Source organism: Sphingobium soli (assembly GCF_020782245.1).
GTDB classification, from domain to species: domain Bacteria; phylum Pseudomonadota; class Alphaproteobacteria; order Sphingomonadales; family Sphingomonadaceae; genus Sphingobium; species Sphingobium soli.
Map to the genome: position 1 here is coordinate 54,934 of NZ_JAJGNP010000013.1, position 16,296 is coordinate 71,229.

General features: G+C 61.6%; 11 protein-coding genes. 7 read left to right on the forward strand and 4 right to left on the reverse strand.

Features of this window, described 5'->3' with window-relative positions:
* Nucleotides 1-15: 15 nt before the first annotated feature.
* The 7 genes from hmgA (at nucleotide 16) to LL253_RS14595 (ending at nucleotide 10,153) form a co-directional block, all read left to right on the forward strand.
* Nucleotides 16-1,344: a homogentisate 1,2-dioxygenase gene (gene hmgA / locus LL253_RS14565; protein ID WP_228227644.1), complete on the forward strand. Its 1,329-nt coding sequence runs from the start codon at nucleotides 16-18 to the stop codon at nucleotides 1,342-1,344.
* Nucleotides 1,344-2,636 (forward strand): fumarylacetoacetase, encoded by a 1,293-nt coding sequence (gene fahA / locus LL253_RS14570; RefSeq protein ID WP_228227645.1) that lies wholly within the window; start codon nucleotides 1,344-1,346, stop codon nucleotides 2,634-2,636. The genes hmgA and fahA overlap by 1 nt, the downstream gene beginning before the upstream one ends.
* A gap of 208 nt (nucleotides 2,637-2,844) precedes the next feature.
* A complete protein-coding gene (gene ku / locus LL253_RS14575; protein ID WP_228227646.1) occupies nucleotides 2,845-3,741 on the forward strand; it encodes a non-homologous end joining protein Ku in 897 nt (298 codons plus the stop codon).
* A gap of 4 nt (nucleotides 3,742-3,745) precedes the next feature.
* Nucleotides 3,746-4,225 carry an MgtC/SapB family protein gene (locus tag LL253_RS14580; protein WP_228227647.1) on the forward strand — a complete coding sequence of 160 codons (480 nt, stop codon included), beginning with the start codon at nucleotides 3,746-3,748 and terminating at the stop codon, nucleotides 4,223-4,225.
* A complete protein-coding gene (ligD, locus tag LL253_RS14585; RefSeq protein WP_228227648.1) occupies nucleotides 4,222-6,729 on the forward strand; it encodes a DNA ligase D in 2,508 nt (835 codons plus the stop codon). Before LL253_RS14580 ends, ligD begins: the two co-directional genes overlap by 4 nt.
* A 108-nt stretch (nucleotides 6,730-6,837) precedes the next feature.
* Nucleotides 6,838-7,926: a glycosyltransferase family 4 protein gene (locus LL253_RS14590; RefSeq protein WP_228227649.1), complete on the forward strand. Its 1,089-nt coding sequence runs from the start codon at nucleotides 6,838-6,840 to the stop codon at nucleotides 7,924-7,926.
* 10 nt (nucleotides 7,927-7,936) lie between these two features.
* Nucleotides 7,937-10,153, forward strand: a complete 2,217-nt coding sequence (locus LL253_RS14595) for an amylo-alpha-1,6-glucosidase (protein ID WP_407696111.1) — start codon at nucleotides 7,937-7,939, stop codon at nucleotides 10,151-10,153.
* Nucleotides 10,154-10,177: 24 nt separating this feature from the next.
* Here the strand turns inward: LL253_RS14595 and gloA2 are convergent, their stop codons facing one another.
* The 4 genes from gloA2 to LL253_RS14615 form a co-directional block, all read right to left on the reverse strand.
* Nucleotides 10,178-10,555, reverse strand: coding sequence for an SMU1112c/YaeR family gloxylase I-like metalloprotein (gene gloA2, locus LL253_RS14600; RefSeq protein ID WP_156784271.1), 378 nt, complete (start codon nucleotides 10,553-10,555; stop codon nucleotides 10,178-10,180).
* A 10-nt stretch (nucleotides 10,556-10,565) separates the two neighbouring features.
* Nucleotides 10,566-12,416 carry a dihydroxy-acid dehydratase gene (gene ilvD, locus LL253_RS14605; RefSeq protein ID WP_228227651.1) on the reverse strand — a complete coding sequence of 617 codons (1,851 nt, stop codon included), beginning with the start codon at nucleotides 12,414-12,416 and terminating at the stop codon, nucleotides 10,566-10,568.
* Between the two features lie 196 nt (nucleotides 12,417-12,612).
* Complete coding sequence (locus LL253_RS14610; protein ID WP_407696112.1) at nucleotides 12,613-14,667, reverse strand: glycoside hydrolase family 97 protein; 2,055 nt, start codon at nucleotides 14,665-14,667, stop codon at nucleotides 12,613-12,615.
* An 11-nt stretch (nucleotides 14,668-14,678) separates the two neighbouring features.
* On the reverse strand, nucleotides 14,679-16,286 hold the full coding sequence (locus LL253_RS14615) for an alpha-glucosidase (RefSeq protein ID WP_228227652.1): 1,608 nt from the start codon (nucleotides 16,284-16,286) through the stop codon (nucleotides 14,679-14,681).
* Nucleotides 16,287-16,296 lie beyond the last annotated feature (10 nt).

Here is a 16,296-nt window from a genome sequence, read left to right on the forward strand (position 1 = left end):
CTATAGGAGAGGGCAATGCCAATTCCGGATCAAGATGGCGCATCGGCCGCGATGATACCTGGTTTTGCCAATCATATCGTGACGGAGGCTGTGGCTGGCGCTGTTCCGATCGGCCGCAATTCGCCGCAAAAGACGCCCTTTGGCCTTTATGCCGAGCAGCTTTCCGGCACGGCCTTCACCGCGCCGCGCGCCGAAAATCGCCGCAGCTGGCTCTATCGCCTGCGGCCCACGGCGCAGCATGAGGCTTACCGCCCTTATGCCGGGGCGCATCGCTTCGCCTCCGCCCCCTTCATGGACATGCCGCCCTCGCCCAATCGCCTGCGCTGGGACCCGCTGCCCATGCCGTCCGAACCGGTGGATTTCCTGGACGGCATCGTCACCTATTGCGGCAATGGCGATATCGCTGCAGCTGTCGGTTTCGCCGTCCATCTTTATGCCTGCAACCGCCCGATGGACGGCCGCGCGTTCTTCAATGCCGACGGCGAAATGCTGATCGTGCCGCAACAAGGCGCACTGCGGATTACCACTGAGCTTGGCCGGTTCGACGTCGCGCCGCAGCAGGTCGCGCTCATCCCCCGTGGCGTCCGTTTTCAGGTTTCGCTCCTGGATGAATCCGCGCGCGGCTATATCTGCGAAAATTATGGCGCGCTGTTCCGCTTGCCTGAACTGGGGCCGATCGGTGCCAATGGCCTTGCCAACGCCAGGGATTTTGAAACCCCGGTGGCCTGGTTCGAGGATGTCGACGCGTCCTTTGAACTCATCCAGAAATTTCAGGGCAGTCTTTGGTCAACGACCTTGCCGCATTCGCCTTTCGATGTCGTGGGTTGGCATGGGAACCTAGCCCCGTGCCGCTATGACCTGCGCCGTTTCAACACCATCAACACGGTCAGCTATGACCATCCCGACCCCTCCATCTTCACGGTGCTGACCAGTCCCAGCGATACGTCCGGCGTCGCCAATTGCGACTTCGTCATTTTCCCGCCGCGCTGGATGGTGGCCGAAGACACGTTCCGACCGCCCTGGTTCCATCGCAATGTGATGAGCGAGTTCATGGGCCTGGTGGCGGGCGTCTATGATGCGAAGGCTGGCGGTTTTGCGCCGGGCGGCGCGTCGCTGCATAATCAAATGGCCAGCCATGGTCCCGACCGGTCCAGCTACGAAACCGCCATTTCCGCCTCCCTTGCGCCGCACAAGATCGATGCGACCATGGCCTTCATGTTTGAAGGCCGGCTGCCTTTTCGCCCCACCCATTTCGCCGCTGAGGCTGACTTCGCGCAGCGGGATTATGACGCATGCTGGTCTGGCTTCGCCAAAGCGCGCCTGCCCGTCCAAGGAGATGATTGATGACGACCATCGACGAAACCCACGCGATTGATCTCCCATGCTGGGTCGACAACGCCATGGGCCACCCCGATTTTCCGGTTCAGAATTTGCCGCTCGGCATATTTTCTCCTGCCAATGGATCGGCCCGCCCCGGCGTCGCGATCGGCGACCATATCCTCGATCTTGCCGCGATCGGCGATCATCTGCCCGATGCCGTCCGGCCCCTGCTGGGCGATGATTGCCTCAACCGCATGCTTGCGCTGCCCGCGACTGACCGGGTCGCCCTGCGCCGCACGCTCTCCCGCCTGCTATGTGATCGGGATGCGCAGCCTGTCCTTGCCGCAGCGCTTAACGCCCAGGCACATTGTACCCTCCATCTGCCCGCCCGGATCGGCGACTATACCGATTTCTATGTCGGCATTCATCATGCCACCAATGTCGGCACCTTGTTCCGACCCGACAATCCGCTGCTGCCCAATTATAAATATGTGCCGATCGGCTATCACGGCCGCGCGTCTTCCGTGCGTCCCTCGGGGCTGCCAGTGGTTCGTCCGAACGGGCAGTCGAAGGCGCCCGATGCCGCCGAACCGCGCTTTGGCCCGACCGCGCGGCTGGATTATGAACTGGAACTGGGCATCTGGATCGGGCAGGGCAATGACTTGGGCGACCCTATCCCCATCAAAGATGCGGGCAGCCATATCGGCGGTTTCTGCCTGCTTAATGATTGGTCGGCGCGCGATTTCCAGGCGTGGGAATATGTCCCGCTCGGCCCTTTCCTGGCCAAGAATTTCCATTCGACCATCTCCCCCTGGGTGATAACGCCCGAAGCCCTCGCACCCTTCCGTCAGGCTCAGCCCGCCCGGCCGCAGGGCGACCCCGCGCCCCTGCCCTATTTACTGGACCCGCAGGATCAGGAATGGGGCGGACTAGCGCTCGACCTTGGCGTCACCATCCGCACCGCGCGCATGCGGGACGCCGCTATGCCACCCTTCCGCCTCAGCCACAGTCGGGCCAGCGCCATGTATTGGACCGCGGCGCAGATTGTCGCTCATCACGCGTCCAATGGCTGCAACCTGACGCCGGGCGACCTGCTTGGCACAGGAACGATCTCCGGTTCGGACAGGGAATCGCTCGGCAGTCTTCTGGAAATGACACAGGGCGGCAAGAGCCCAATCACCCTGCCATCTGGCGAAAGCCGCACATTCCTGGAGGATGGCGACGAAGTGATGTTGGAGGCGCGTGCGCACCGGGACGGCTTTGCGTCCATTGGCTTTGGCGAATGCCGGGCCTGCATCCTGCCGGGCCGCGCTTAAGAAAATGGCTCCACCGGCATAGGCCGGCGGAGCCGAGGTTCAGGGAGGGTCACTCCAAAGGGGGGAAGGAGTGACGGGATTACAATAGCCCTACAGCATGAATGTTCCATGACTGATATGGATGCTCCCATGCGGCACGCGCCAAAGATGCCCGCTGCCCCTGGAACTTTTCAAGGGCGTAGCGCGCTGTGCCGTTGGAGGTTCCCCCATGGCCGCACGCGCATATTGGCAGGGCCAGATTCGGCTGGCCCTCGTTTCTATACCGGTGGAAATCTATCCCGCCACCAAGTCTGGCGCTGCGGTTTCCTTCCGCCAGATTCATGAACCCAGTGGCAAGCCCATCAAATATGAGAAGGTCGTGACCGGCGTCGGGCCGGTCGATCCCGACGAAATCCTCAAGGGCTATGAGGTATCCAAGGGCAACTATGTCCTATTGCAGCAGGATGAGATCGAGGCGGTCAAGATTGAAAGTCGCAAGACGCTGGAACTGGTCCAATTCGTCGAGGCTGACGCCATTGACGTGCTTTATTATGAAAAGCCCTATTTCGTGCTGCCCGCCGATGACCTGGCCGAAGAGGCCTATGCAGTCCTGCGCGACGCGCTGCGACGCACGAAAAAGGTGGGGCTTGGCCAGTTGTCGGTGCGGGGGCGGGAGCAATTGGTCTCGCTTAAACCCTGTGGCCGCGGCCTTGTGCTCGAAGTGCTGCGCTACGCCGATGAAGTGACGCGGGCGCAAACCTATTTTCGCGGCCTCCCCGAAACGGAAGCTGACACCGACCTGCTCGATCTTGCGACCACGATCATCGACAAGAAGACAGGGCCATTCAAGCCGGAGGAATTTCATGATCGCTATGTCGATGCGCTCCATCAGCTGATCGACAATAAGAAGAAGGCAAAGGGCAAGCGCGTCATCGAAGATGTCGAGGAGGATGCCCCGTCGCGCGGCGGAAATGTCATCGACCTGATGGCCGCGCTTAAAAAGTCGGTGGGAGACGGCGGCGCGTCTTCAAAGAAAAGTGCGACGAAAAAAACCACATCGCGCAGCACTGGCAAATCCATCACATCGCGCGGCCGCTCCACCAGCGCCGGCAAGAAGAGCGCTTGACCTAATGGTGCCGAATGCCGCCACACCCCTGCACATGATCGACGGGCCGATCCTGTTGCGGCTGGGCGCGGCGGCATTTTTGGGCCTGTTGCTTGGTCTCGACCGGGAATTGCGCGGCCATGCCGCCGGTCTGCGCACGCATGGCATATTGTGCTTCACCTGCGCGCTGATGACGATCAGTGCGATCGCGCTGCATAACCAGCTCAGCCACGACGGCAATATCGATCCGCTGCGGATATTCGAGGCGTCGGCCGCCTTCACGGGGATCATTGCGGCCGGGCTAATCGTTTTCAACCGGGGAGAGGTCAAGAACCTGACGACGGCAGCCCATATCTGGCTTGCCGCAATGATCGGTATCGCCTGTGGCGCAGGGCAGTGGCCACTTGTGATCAGCGCGGCGATCATAGCGGTGTTGATGCTGACATTGCTCGGTGTAGCCGAGGATCATTGGTTCAAAAAGGCCCGCGAGAGGGATGGCCGGTGACGCGGGCCAAAGACCCCCTGGCGACCTACAATGCCAAGCGCGATTTCAGGCGCACGCGCGAGCCCAAAGGCGCTGTCGGTAAAAAATCCGGAAACAGCTTCGTGGTTCAGAAACATGCCGCCACGCGGCTTCATTGGGACTTCCGGCTGGAAATAGACGGTGTCCTGAAAAGCTGGGCTGTCACTAAGGGGCCGAGCCTCGACCCTGCCGACAAACGGCTTGCCGTGCGGACCGAGGATCATCCGCTGGATTATGGCGATTTTGAAGGCGTCATTCCCAAGGGTGAGTATGGCGGCGGGACAGTGATGCTTTGGGACCGGGGAAATTGGGAAGCCGTCCCGGGCAAGAGTGCGAAAGATCTGGACGAGGGGCATCTGCATTTCATCCTTCATGGCGAACGGATGAAAGGGGAATGGCTGCTCGTTCGGATGAAGGGGCGTCCCGGCGAAAAGCGCGAAAACTGGCTGCTGCGCAAGATTGATGATGACGCGGCCGATCCGTCCGGCTCGCTGGTGGACCAGGCGCTGACAAGCGTCCTCACGGGCCGGTCCATGGCCCAAATCGCGGCGGACAAGCAGGCCAGCCACTCACTGTCCGGCGCGAGGAGCGATGACTTTGCAAAGTCGATGCAATCGGCGCGGGATCATAACGCCGATGTCCGGCGCAAGAACAGGCGAAAGAGCGCGCAACCCCCGGCCTTTGTCGACCCGCAACTTGCTACGCTGGTCGATGACGTGCCGACCGGCAATGACTGGCTGCACGAAATCAAGTTTGACGGCTATCGCGCGATGATCTCTGTCGCGGGGGACAAGGTGCGTGTCTTCACGCGCAATGGGCTCGACTGGACGGAAAAATTCCCTGCGCTTGTGGGCAGCCTTGCTGCGCTGGACTTGCCACCGGCGCTGATAGACGGCGAGATCGTCGCCTTTGGCCCGGACGGCAATCCCAGCTTTTCCGCGCTGCAAACGGTGCTCAAGCGTGGCCATGGCGCGGAGCGGGAAGATGCCCCGCTCAACCTCTTCGCCTTCGATCTGCTGTCGCTCGATGGCATGGATCTGCGGCCATTGTCGACGATCGAGCGGAAGGAAAGGCTTGAAGCCTTGCTGCGCGACGCCGCGCCACCTGTCCATGTTGCTGACCACGTCATCGGCGCCGGCGAAAAACTCTATCGTTCCATGTGCGATGCCCACCAGGAAGGCATCATCGCCAAACGGGCGGATGCCCCCTACCGATCGGGGCGCACACGCGCTTGGGTCAAGGTCAAGTGCACGCGCCGGCAGGAATTCGTCATCGTCGGCTGGGTCAGGAGTAGTGCAAAGGGCCGGCCGTTCCGTTCGCTTCTGCTGGCCCAGAAGGAAGGGCGCACCCTCATTTACAAAGGCAAGGTCGGCACGGGTTTCGGCGCCGACGCGATGGGCGATTTGGCTGAAACCATGGCGCCTCTCGCCGTGGATAAGCCGCCACTCGACGTGCCGAAGGGCGATGCGCGCGGCGCATGCTGGATCAAACCGACGCTGGTTGCAGAGATTGCCTTTGCCGAATTCACCGGGGAAGGGCGCGTCCGCCATGCCAGCTTCCTCGGGCTGCGGGCGGACAAAAAGGCCAAGGACGTGACGCCGGAAAAACCTGCGCGCACTCCAAAGGCGCATATCGATGTGAAGATCAGCAGCGCTGATCGCGTCATTTTCCCGGACAGCGGACAGACCAAGGGAGAATTGGCCGATTATTACGCACGCGTTGCACCCCTGATGCTACCCTTTGCCGCCAATCGCCCCATCAGTCTGGTCCGCTGCCCCCAGGGCCGGGCACGCAAATGCTTTTTCCAAAAACATGACAGCGGCGCATTCGGCAAGGCGGTGCATCAGGTCCCCATCGCTGAAAAAGACGGCGGTACGGAGGATTATCTCTTTGTCGAAGATGCTGAAGGCCTGCTGACCTGCGTGCAGATGGGGACGATTGAATTTCATGCCTGGGGGAGCCGCGCTGATGCCGTGGAGCAGCCCGATCGCATGATCTTCGACCTTGATCCCGATGAAGGGATGGATTTTGGCCGGGTTCGCGACGCCGCACAGCATATTCGCGGCGCGCTAGAGGATCTTGGGCTTGCGTCCTTTGCCATGCTTTCGGGGGGAAAGGGGGTCCATGTCGTTGTGCCCCTTACGCCCGGGCATGACTGGACAGCGCACAAGGATTTTTCCTCCCGCTTTGCCCAGGCGCTCAGCACGGCCAACCCCGATACATTTGTAGCGACTATGAGCAAGGCCAAGCGGAAGAACCGCATCTTCATCGACTGGCTGCGCAACCAGCGGGGTAGCACGGCCGTACTGCCATTTTCCGCCCGCGCGCGCGCCGGCGCGCCTGTCGCGGTGCCGATCGCATGGGATGAACTGGACCGGTTCAAGGACGCGCACCCATTTGATATTGGTGATGCCGACCAACTGTTGAAACGTGCCAAGCACCTTAAGGGCTGGGGGTTTGCAGCGCAATCACTGCCGGACATTTAAGGCTTTTTGCGACCAGCCGCTGGACGCTCATGCAACTTCCCGATCCGGTAGGATTTTTACCCCCGCAGGCGCGTCGGGGGCGGCGCTTCGTCGAAAAAGGATCATCGCATGAAGATTGCCCAAATCGCGCCTTTGGCCGAAAGCGTCCCTCCCAAACTTTATGGCGGGACGGAGCGTATCGTATCCTACCTTACCGAAGAGCTTGTGCAGCAGGGGCATGACGTCACGCTCTTCGCCAGCGGGGATTCCATCACTTCGGCCAAGCTCGTTCCCGTCACGAAAATGGCCCTGCGTCTCAACCCCCATGTCCGGGACACGATACCGCATCATATGATTTTGCTAGATGAGGTGCGCCGCCGGGCCGACGAATTCGATATCCTGCATTTCCATATCGATGTGCTGCACATGCCCATGGTGCGTGACATGCTGGACCGTGCTGTGACGACGCTGCACGGTCGGCTTGACCTTCCCGACCTTGTACCTCTTTACCGCGCCTTTCCGGAGAGCTGCCTTGTCTCGATTTCGGATCACCAACGATTGCCGATGCCGCCGGTGAACTGGGGCGGCACCATCTATCATGGCCTACCTGCCGACCTATTGCCGCCAAGGACATCAACGAAGGATGGCTATCTCGCCTTCATCGGTAGAATATCGCCGGAAAAGCGCCCCGACCGCGCGATCCGGATCGCGGTGGAGGCCGGAATGCCGCTCAAGATGGCGGCAAAGATCGACGCGGTCGATCGCGCCTATTGGGAGCAGGAGATTGAGCCGCTGGTTCGGGCGCACGACAATGTCGATTATATCGGGGAAATCAACGAGCAGCAGAAGGCTGAATTTCTGGGTAATGCCGCCGCACTTCTGTTCCCGATCGATTGGCCTGAGCCATTTGGCCTGGTCATGATCGAAGCCATGGCCTGCGCCACGCCGGTCATCGCCTTCCGCTGCGGATCGGTTCCCGAAGTGATCGATCATGGCGTATCTGGCTTCATCGTCGACAGCGAAGCGGACGCCATCGCCGCCGTACACGCAGTGCGTTCACTCGACCGCGCGGGCGTACGCGCCGTGTTCGACGCACGCTTCACGGCGGCCCGGATGGCGCAAGACTATGTCAGTCTTTACGAGGATGTCATTACCGGCCGGGCATCGCCAGGTCTTGCCGCCATGGCGGGCGAGGGGCCGGACCTGACGATAGCTTGAGGGATCCCGCATGACGCCAGTCCAGCCCAATTCCCCTATGGCAGAACTCGATCCGGGGCAGATGCTTTCACAGGGCCAAACGCAATTCTTTATCCCGGCCACCGCATCGCTGGCCGAACGACGTCCCCGCACGCTCAAACATGGTGAAAGTTTCGCTGTCTTTGACCATAGCGGCGACGCGATCGCCGGGCCCGGCAGTCCCGAAGGCCTTTATTATCGTGATACCCGGCACCTGTCGCACCTGTATCTGACCATCAACGGTCTTCGTCCGATCTTGCTCAGCTCCGCTGTGCGCGATGACAATACCATGCTGACGTGCGACCTGACCAATCCGGATTTTTTCGATGAAGACGGTCGTCTCGCGGTTGAGCATGACCTGATCCATTTGCGGCGCACCCGCTTCTTGTGGCGAGGCGCCGTTTATGAGCGGGTAACAGTGCGCAATTTCGACGCAAAGGACCGCGCCATTCAGATCGACGTCGGCTTTGCGGCGGATTTTGCCGACCTTTTCGAAATTCGCGGTATGACCCGCAAGCATAAGGGGACAGTGCGCGCGCCGGAAATTTCGCAAGCGCAGGTGCGACTATCCTATGTGGGGCTGGATGACGTGGAGCGCTTCACGCATATCCAATTCGACCCGGTCCCGGATAAGTTGACCGAAGGCAGCGCCCATTTTGATATGACCGTTCCGGCGGGCAAGCGGTGCACCCTGTTCATGCGCATATGCAGCAACGCGGCTGAACCGGCCCAAAGCCTCCCGTTCGAATATCTCGCAACCTTGCGGGAAGCGATGCAGGGCGCCAAACAGGCACGAAAGCGCGGCGGAACCCTGCGCTCGTCCAACGCCTTGTTCAACGAAGTTGCGGGCCGCTCGGTTTCCGACATCGCCATGCTATCGACGGACACGGACTATGGTCCCTATCCCTATGCCGGTATCCCCTGGTTCAGCACGGTGTTCGGCCGCGACGCGATCATCACAGCGCTGCAAATGCTGTGGCTCGACCCAACGCTGTCGCGTGGCGTGCTGGGGTATCTTGCCGCGCATCAGGCCACCAGTTTCGACCCGGCTGCCGATGCCGAGCCAGGCAAGATCCTGCACGAAGTGCGTCGAGGTGAAATGGCTGAACTGGGCGAAGTGCCGTTCCGCCATTATTATGGCAGCATCGATTCAACCCCGCTCTTCGTCATGCTGGCCGGTGCCTATCTGGACCGCACGGGCGACATCGGCTTTTTACGGGGTATTCTGCCTCAGATCGAAGCGGCGTTGGCGTGGGTCGATGACCATGGCGACAGGGACGGGGACGGCTTCGTCGAATATGGCCGGCTGACAGATCAGGGTCTGCAAAATCAAGGCTGGAAGGACAGCCACGATTCTGTCTTCCATGCCGATGGTGAGATCGCGCGCGGGCCAATCGCGCTCGCTGAAGTTCAGGCCTATGTCTATGGTGCTTGGCGGGCAGCAGCCGATCTGTTCCAAGCGACCGGCGACATGGTCCGCGCCACGGGCTATCGCGCCCGCGCAGAGGATCTTCGCCATCGGTTCGACGCCGCCTTTTTCGACGCGAAGCTCAACAGCTATGTGCTGGCGCTGGACGGGGACAAGCGGCCCTGTCGCGTCCGTGCGTCCAATGCGGGCCATGTTCTCTATACCGGCCTGGCGCTTGACGCGCGCGCGGCAAGCGTCGTTTCGACCCTGATGGCGCCGGCGTCCTTCTCCGGCTGGGGCGTTCGAACGATCGCGTCCACCGAAGCACGATATAATCCCATGAGCTATCATAACGGGTCGATCTGGCCGCATGACAATGCGCTGATCGCGGCCGGATTTTCGCGTTACGGTTTTCGCCGCGAGGCGGCGCGCATTTTCGAAGGGTTGTTCAGCGCGGCGACCTATGTCGATCTCATGCGGCTGCCGGAACTCTTTTGCGGTTTCCCCCGTCGTCGTTCGCAAGGGCCGACCTTTTATCCGGTCGCATGCAGCCCGCAAGCCTGGTCGGCGGCGACGCCGCTGTCGCTGGTTCAGTCCTGCCTCGGCCTGGGGTTCGACGTCCAGAAGGAGGAAATTTGCCTACGCGAACCGATCATGCCTGCTTTCCTGCAAAATCTGACAGTAAGCGGTTTGCAAATCGGCGCGGGCGCGGTCGATATCGGTTTCGACCGAATGGACGACAAGGTCGTCGTTCGTCCGCTGGGACGTTCGGGCAGCGCGCGGATCGTGACGATCGCCTGACGGTAGCTAGTCGCCAACCGGCGCTCAATTCTCGTAAAGCTCCAACGGCAATCCATCCGGATCGCGGAAGAAGGTGAAACGCTGCCCGGTATATTCGTCCACACGAACCGGTTCGCACGCAACGCCTCGTTCGAGCAGCCGAGCAATTTCGGCGTTCAGATCATCGACGGAAAAGGACAGATGGCGCAATCCGCACGCTTCGGGCCGCGTCGGCCTTTCAGGCGGCGAGGGGAAGGAAAACAACTCGATCTGCACGTTGCCCGCGTCGAGATCACATTTCCAGCTGTCGCGCGCCTCCCGATAGACTTCGCGCAAGATCGGCAAGCCCAGCACCTCGTGGTAGAAGGCGCGGGAGCGCGCATAGTCCGACCCGATGATCGCAATATGATGGACGCCGCGCAGAGACATTGGCTCAGCGCTCGATCTGGCTGACGTCCCGCACAGCACCCTTTGCCGCATTGGTGGTCATCGCGGCATAGGCGCGCAGCGCTGGTGACACGTCGCGCTTGCGGCCGAACGGCTTCCAAGCCTTCGCGCCGCGCGCTTCCATCTCGGCGCGTCGCTCTGCCAGGACGGCGTCGTCCAGATCCACCTTGATGACGCGTGCGGGGATGTCGATGACGATAGGATCGCCCGTCTGCACCAGCGCGATGAGGCCCCCTTCGGCCGCCTCCGGTGAGACATGGCCGATCGACAGGCCCGATGTGCCGCCCGAAAAACGCCCGTCGGTGATGAGCGCGCAGGCCTTGCCCAAGCCTTTCGACTTCAGATAGCTGGTGGGATAGAGCATTTCCTGCATGCCCGGCCCGCCTTTTGGCCCTTCATAGCGAATGACGACCACATCGCCTTCCTTGACTTCATTGCCCAGGATGCCGGCGACCGCCGCGTCCTGGCTTTCATAGACCCGTGCGATGCCATGAAAGACCAGGATGCTTTCGTCCACGCCCGCCGTTTTGACGATACAGCCTTCGGGCGCGAGGTTGCCGAACAGCACGGCAAGGCCGCCATCCTTGGAAAAGGCGTGCTCGGCGGATCGGATCGCCCCCTGTTCACGGTCGGTGTCTAGCTCTTCCCAGCGTTCCGATTGGCTGAAGGCCACTTGCGTCGGCACGCCGCCGGGCGCGGCGCGATAGAAGTTGCGCACCTCTTCGCTGTTGGTGCGACCAACGTCCCATCGGGCGAGCGCATCGGCCATCGTGCGGCTATGGACCGTGGGAAGCGATGCGTCGATCAGGCCGGCACGTTCCAGTTCGCCCAGGATCGCCATGATCCCGCCGGCGCGATGGACATCTTCCATATGGACGTCATTCTTGGCAGGCGCGACCTTGCACAGGCACGGCACGCGGCGCGACAATCGGTCGATATCCGCCATGGTGAAATCCACGCCGCCTTCGTAGGCGGCCGCAAGCAGATGCAGCACCGTGTTGGACGATCCTCCCATGGCGATGTCCAGGCTCATGGCATTTTCAAATGCGGCGTAGCTGGCGATGCTGCGGGGCAGGACGCTTTCGTCGTCCTGCTCATAATAGCGTTTGGTGATGTCGACGATCAGATGCCCTGCCTCGCGAAATAGCCGCTCCCGGTCAGCATGCGTGGCGAGCGTCGATCCGTTGCCGGGCAGTGAAAGGCCCAGCGCCTCGGTCAGGCAGTTCATCGAATTGGCGGTGAACATGCCCGAACAGCTGCCGCATGTGGGACAGGCTGAGCGCTCGATGGTCTGCACTTCTTCGTCGGTGTAGCTTTCATCGGCAGCGACGACCATGGCGTCAACGAGGTCCAGCGCGACCTTCTTGCCGCGCATGACCGTCTTACCGGCTTCCATCGGCCCACCCGATACGAACACGACGGGTATATTGAGCCGCATCGCGGCCATCAGCATGCCCGGCGTGATCTTGTCGCAATTGGAAATGCACACGATCGCGTCCGCACAATGGGCGTTGACCATATATTCGACGCTGTCGGCGATCAGATCACGGCTGGGCAGCGAATAGAGCATGCCGCCATGACCCATGGCGATGCCGTCATCCACCGCGATTGTGTTGAATTCCTTGGCGACGCCACCGGCGGCCTCGATCTCGCGCGCGACCAGCTGCCCCAGGTCCTTCAGGTGCACATGGCCTGGCACAAATTGGGTGAAACTGTTGGCGATCGCGATGATGGGCTTGCCGAAATCCCCATCCTTCATGCCCGTCGCGCGCCAAAGGCCACGCGCGCCCGCCATGTTGCGGCCATGGGTGGTGGTGCGGGAACGATAGGCAGGCATGACTCAGGGTCCTTCAAAGGGGAGAGGCGGCTCCTCTACCGGCTGAGCTCAAATATTGAAACAAATTATTCCTTTTTAAGCACCCAGGTGTCATTTTCTTACGCTTGCCCTGCCACTTTGCGAGAGAGGGTGCCGCCGGGCCAGCGTGCAGTCCAGCCCGGCGGCGGGGGAACCGACCTTCAAGGCCGGAAGCCGTTTATCGTTGTGGGGTCAGGCGGATTGCCGCGCCGCCGCCGGGAGCCAGCCACAGGTCATAGCGGTCGCCCTTGCGGATGGTGCGCGTCTCATAGGCGATGCGATGGCGCGCCTCTGTCAGATAGGTTGCGCCGTCTCCATCCTTGTAGATGGTGGCGGTATAGGCTCTGCCCGGCTCCAGATGATCGAAGCTCAGGGGCACGGTTCGCGCGGTCGCGTCGTTGACGCCGCCGACATACCAGTCGTCACTGTTGCGGTCCTTGCGCGCGAAGATCGCATAATCGCCGACTTCGCCTGCGACCAGATGGCTTTCCGACCAGTCCGCCGGAACAAGGCGGATGAAAGCCAGCTCCCTGGGATATTTCGCCAATGTCTCGATGAAGTCGGCCGCCATCTGGATTGGCGAATAAAGAGCGAGGTACAGGCCCAGTTGCTTGGCCAAAGTGGAGGCGAGCGGCGCCTTCTGCGCGCCCTCCAGGCTCAGAACGCCCGGCGTGAAGTCCATCGGTCCCGACAGCATCCGGGTATAGACCAGGGTGGGTTCATGGTCCGGCCCGTTGGCGAAGGCGCCCCAGGCATTATATTCCATCCCGCGCGCGCCTTCGCGTCCGACCCAATTGGGATAGGTGCGGCGCAGGCCTGTATCCTTGATGGGTTCATGCGCATTCACCGCGACATGATTGCGCGCGGCGGTTTCGACGACTTTTAAGTGATGCTGCGCCATGCGCTGGCCGTCATGCCATTCCATGCGTGTTTCGCCCGGAGCATTGCCCGGCGCAATGATGCCGCCTGCGTCCGCGACATAGCCGGTCTTGACGACATCGACGCCCAATCGTCCATATAGCGCCATCGCATTATCCAACTGCGCCTCGTAATTGGCGATATTGCCCCCCGTTTCATGATGCCCGATCAACCGGACGCCTTTCTGCTTGGCATAGGCGGCGAGGGCGGGGAGGTCGAAATCGGGCGTCGCCTGCGTATAGCTGAAATCATCGCCATGTCCGAACCAGTCGCCATTCCAGCCCTTGTCCCACCCTTCGACCAGCACGCCGCGGAACCCGTTCTTTGCGGCGAAGTCTATATATTGCTTCGTCCTCTCATTGGTCGCCCCGTGCTTGGGACCTTCCGCCCATGACCAGTCGCCCCGGATCATTCCCCACCAGATGCCGATATATTTGGCCGGGGTGAACCAGCTGACATCGCCCAGCTTGTTGGGTTCGTTGAGGTTGAGTTCCAGGTCATTCTCGACCAGCCCCGCTGCATCGTCGGCAATACGGATGGTGCGCCAGGGCGTGTTGAAGGGCAGGTTGCGCGTCACGCGCGCCGCCTGGGAAGACGGCGCGAGCGTGGTGCGGAATTTTCGGCCGTCCGCGCGTTTCAGCCAATAGCCCGCATAATCGACCAGAGCCGCCTCATGAAAACTCAGATGCGTGCCGTCGGCCAACCGCATGGTGATCGGCGTATGCGCCGTGGAAACCGCATCGATCGGGGTCTTTTGATACACCTGTTCGTATCGGTTCCATTCGCCGCCGGGTATCCACCAAGCCGTGCCTTCCGGCGCAATGTCGAACTCCGTCGTCTCGTCGGCGATGCGCATCGTCTTGAGGCCGGGCTGCTCGGGCAATTCATAGCGAAAGCCCACGCCGTCATCGAACAGGCGAAACCGCACATTCATCAGCCGTGCGCCCTGCACGTCGGACTGCTTGAAGCGGACCAGCAGTTCATTGTGATTGTCGGTGACGAAGCGCCGCTCGCCCCAGGGCTGTTCCCAGCGATCCTTGCCGCTGCCTTTTTCAGACCCTGCAATGGCAAAGCCGCGCACCATGTTGAGGCCGTCGGTCAGGATGAAACCCAGCTTGGAGGGCGCGATCAGCAGCTTGCCCTTGCGCGAAAGCGACCAGACGGGCCTGCTGTCACTGTCGGTGGACACTGTCAGCGCAATGCTGCCATCGGGCGAGGTTGCCGTCACCGCAGGTCGGCTGTCCTGGGCCGCTACCGGAAATGCGACCACCATAGGCAGGGCAAGCGCGCAGGCGCGCAAAGTCACGTTCAGCATGGGGGTCCTTTTCATTCCTCGATCAGCAAGGCGCCATAGGCGGGCAGGGCGCCGGGCGCGGCGTCGTTGATGGTGCACAGCACATGATTGGAAGCAGCGATCTCATCCGGCCACTGCACTGGCTGGTTCGACAGGTTGAACAAACACAGCATAGATTGCCCATCTGCCGTTCGGCGAAACGCCAGGGTGCGCTCGTCGGCGATGAGGATGTCCAGCGCGCCATGATGCAGCGCCGGATTGGCCTTGCGCAGCGCCAGTAAGTGGCGGGTGAGGTTCATCAGCGACGCAGGATCGGCATCCTGCGCATCCACCGCCAGCGCCAGATGATCGTCGCCATGGGGGAGCCAGGGCTCAGCGCTTGAAAAGCCAGCCTGCGCGGCCTCTGCGGTCCACGGCAGCGGTGTGCGCGCGCCATCGCGGGACAGGGTCAGCGGCCAGTTGGCGATCGCTTCGGGGTCCTGCAACCGCTCGAACGGAATCTCGACCTGGGTCAGACCCAGTTCCTCGCCCTGATACAGGATGGCATTGCCCCGCAGCGCGATCAGCAGCGCCATTTTCAAGCGGGCGAAGGCGGTGCGATCCTCCGGCGCGCACCAGCGCGACAGGGCGCGGGGCGCATCATGATTTTCGAACGCCCAACTCGGCCAGCCCATGCCGGCCGCATCGGGCCAGCGTTCGATCGTGTCCTTGACAAGGGCAGGCGTCAGCCGGTCAGCATAAAGGAAATTAAACCCATAGGCGCTGTTCAGGCGATCGTCGCCTGCGGTATAGGCCTTCATCTCCTTTTCCGCGAGATCGCCGCCGACCTCCGCCATGGTGAAGACCGCCCCATAGTCATCGCACAGGGCACGGATGCGCTCGACAAAGCCTACGACATCGGGATGCGACTGGTTATACCGCCGGATCTGGAAATCGAATGGCCGGGTGCGGGGTTTGCCATTTTCTGGTGCAGGCGGATTGTCGCGCAACTGCGGATCGTGCATCGAATGGTTGAGCGCATCGAGGCGGAAGCCGTCGACGCCCCGGTCGAGCCAGAAGCGCATGGCGTCCAGCAGCGCATCCTGCACGGCGCGGTTGTGCACGTTGAGCTGGGGCTGGCTGGCGAGGAACTGGTGCATATAATATTGCCCGCGCCGCGCGTCCCATGTCCATGCGGGACCGCCAAAGACCGACTGCCAGTTATTGGGCGGCGTGCCATCGGCCTTGGGGTCGGCCCAGACATACCAGTCGGCCTTGTCACCGGACTGGCCGGTGCGACTGTTCACGAACCAGTCGTGCAGATCGGACGTGTGCGCGTAAACCTGATCGATCGTGACCTTGAGGCCCAGCTCATGCGCCCGCGCCACCACCGCATCGAAATCCGCCAGCGTGCCGAAGATAGGATCGACCCCGCAATAATCGGCAATGTCATAGCCAAAGTCGCGCATGGGGGAGGTGAAGAAGGGCGAAATCCAGATGGCGTCCGCGCCCAGGCGGGCGACATGCTCCAGCCGCTGCGTGATGCCGGCCAGATCGCCGATGCCGTCGCCATTGCTGTCCTGAAAACTGCGGGGATAAATCTGGTAGATAACGGCGCCCTTCCACCAGGGCAGGTCGGTCGAACGCGGGTCAGGGGTCATGGCATATTCC

Bases quoted from the DNA above. Each gene is read 5' to 3' on its own strand.
- LL253_RS14595 (WP_407696111.1), top strand. From the start codon at position 7,937: ATGACGCCAGTCCAGCCCAATTCCCCTATGGCAGAACTCGATCCGGGG.
- LL253_RS14580 (WP_228227647.1), top strand. From the start codon at position 3,746: ATGGTGCCGAATGCCGCCACACCCCTGCACATGATCGACGGGCCGATC.
- LL253_RS14590 (WP_228227649.1), top strand. From the start codon at position 6,838: ATGAAGATTGCCCAAATCGCGCCTTTGGCCGAAAGCGTCCCTCCCAAA.
- ku (WP_228227646.1), top strand. From the start codon at position 2,845: ATGGCCGCACGCGCATATTGGCAGGGCCAGATTCGGCTGGCCCTCGTT.
- fahA (WP_228227645.1), top strand. From the start codon at position 1,344: ATGACGACCATCGACGAAACCCACGCGATTGATCTCCCATGCTGGGTC.
- LL253_RS14615 (WP_228227652.1), bottom strand. From the start codon at position 16,286: ATGACCCCTGACCCGCGTTCGACCGACCTGCCCTGGTGGAAGGGCGCC.
- ilvD (WP_228227651.1), bottom strand. From the start codon at position 12,416: ATGCCTGCCTATCGTTCCCGCACCACCACCCATGGCCGCAACATGGCG.
- hmgA (WP_228227644.1), top strand. From the start codon at position 16: ATGCCAATTCCGGATCAAGATGGCGCATCGGCCGCGATGATACCTGGT.
- LL253_RS14610 (WP_407696112.1), bottom strand. From the start codon at position 14,667: ATGCTGAACGTGACTTTGCGCGCCTGCGCGCTTGCCCTGCCTATGGTG.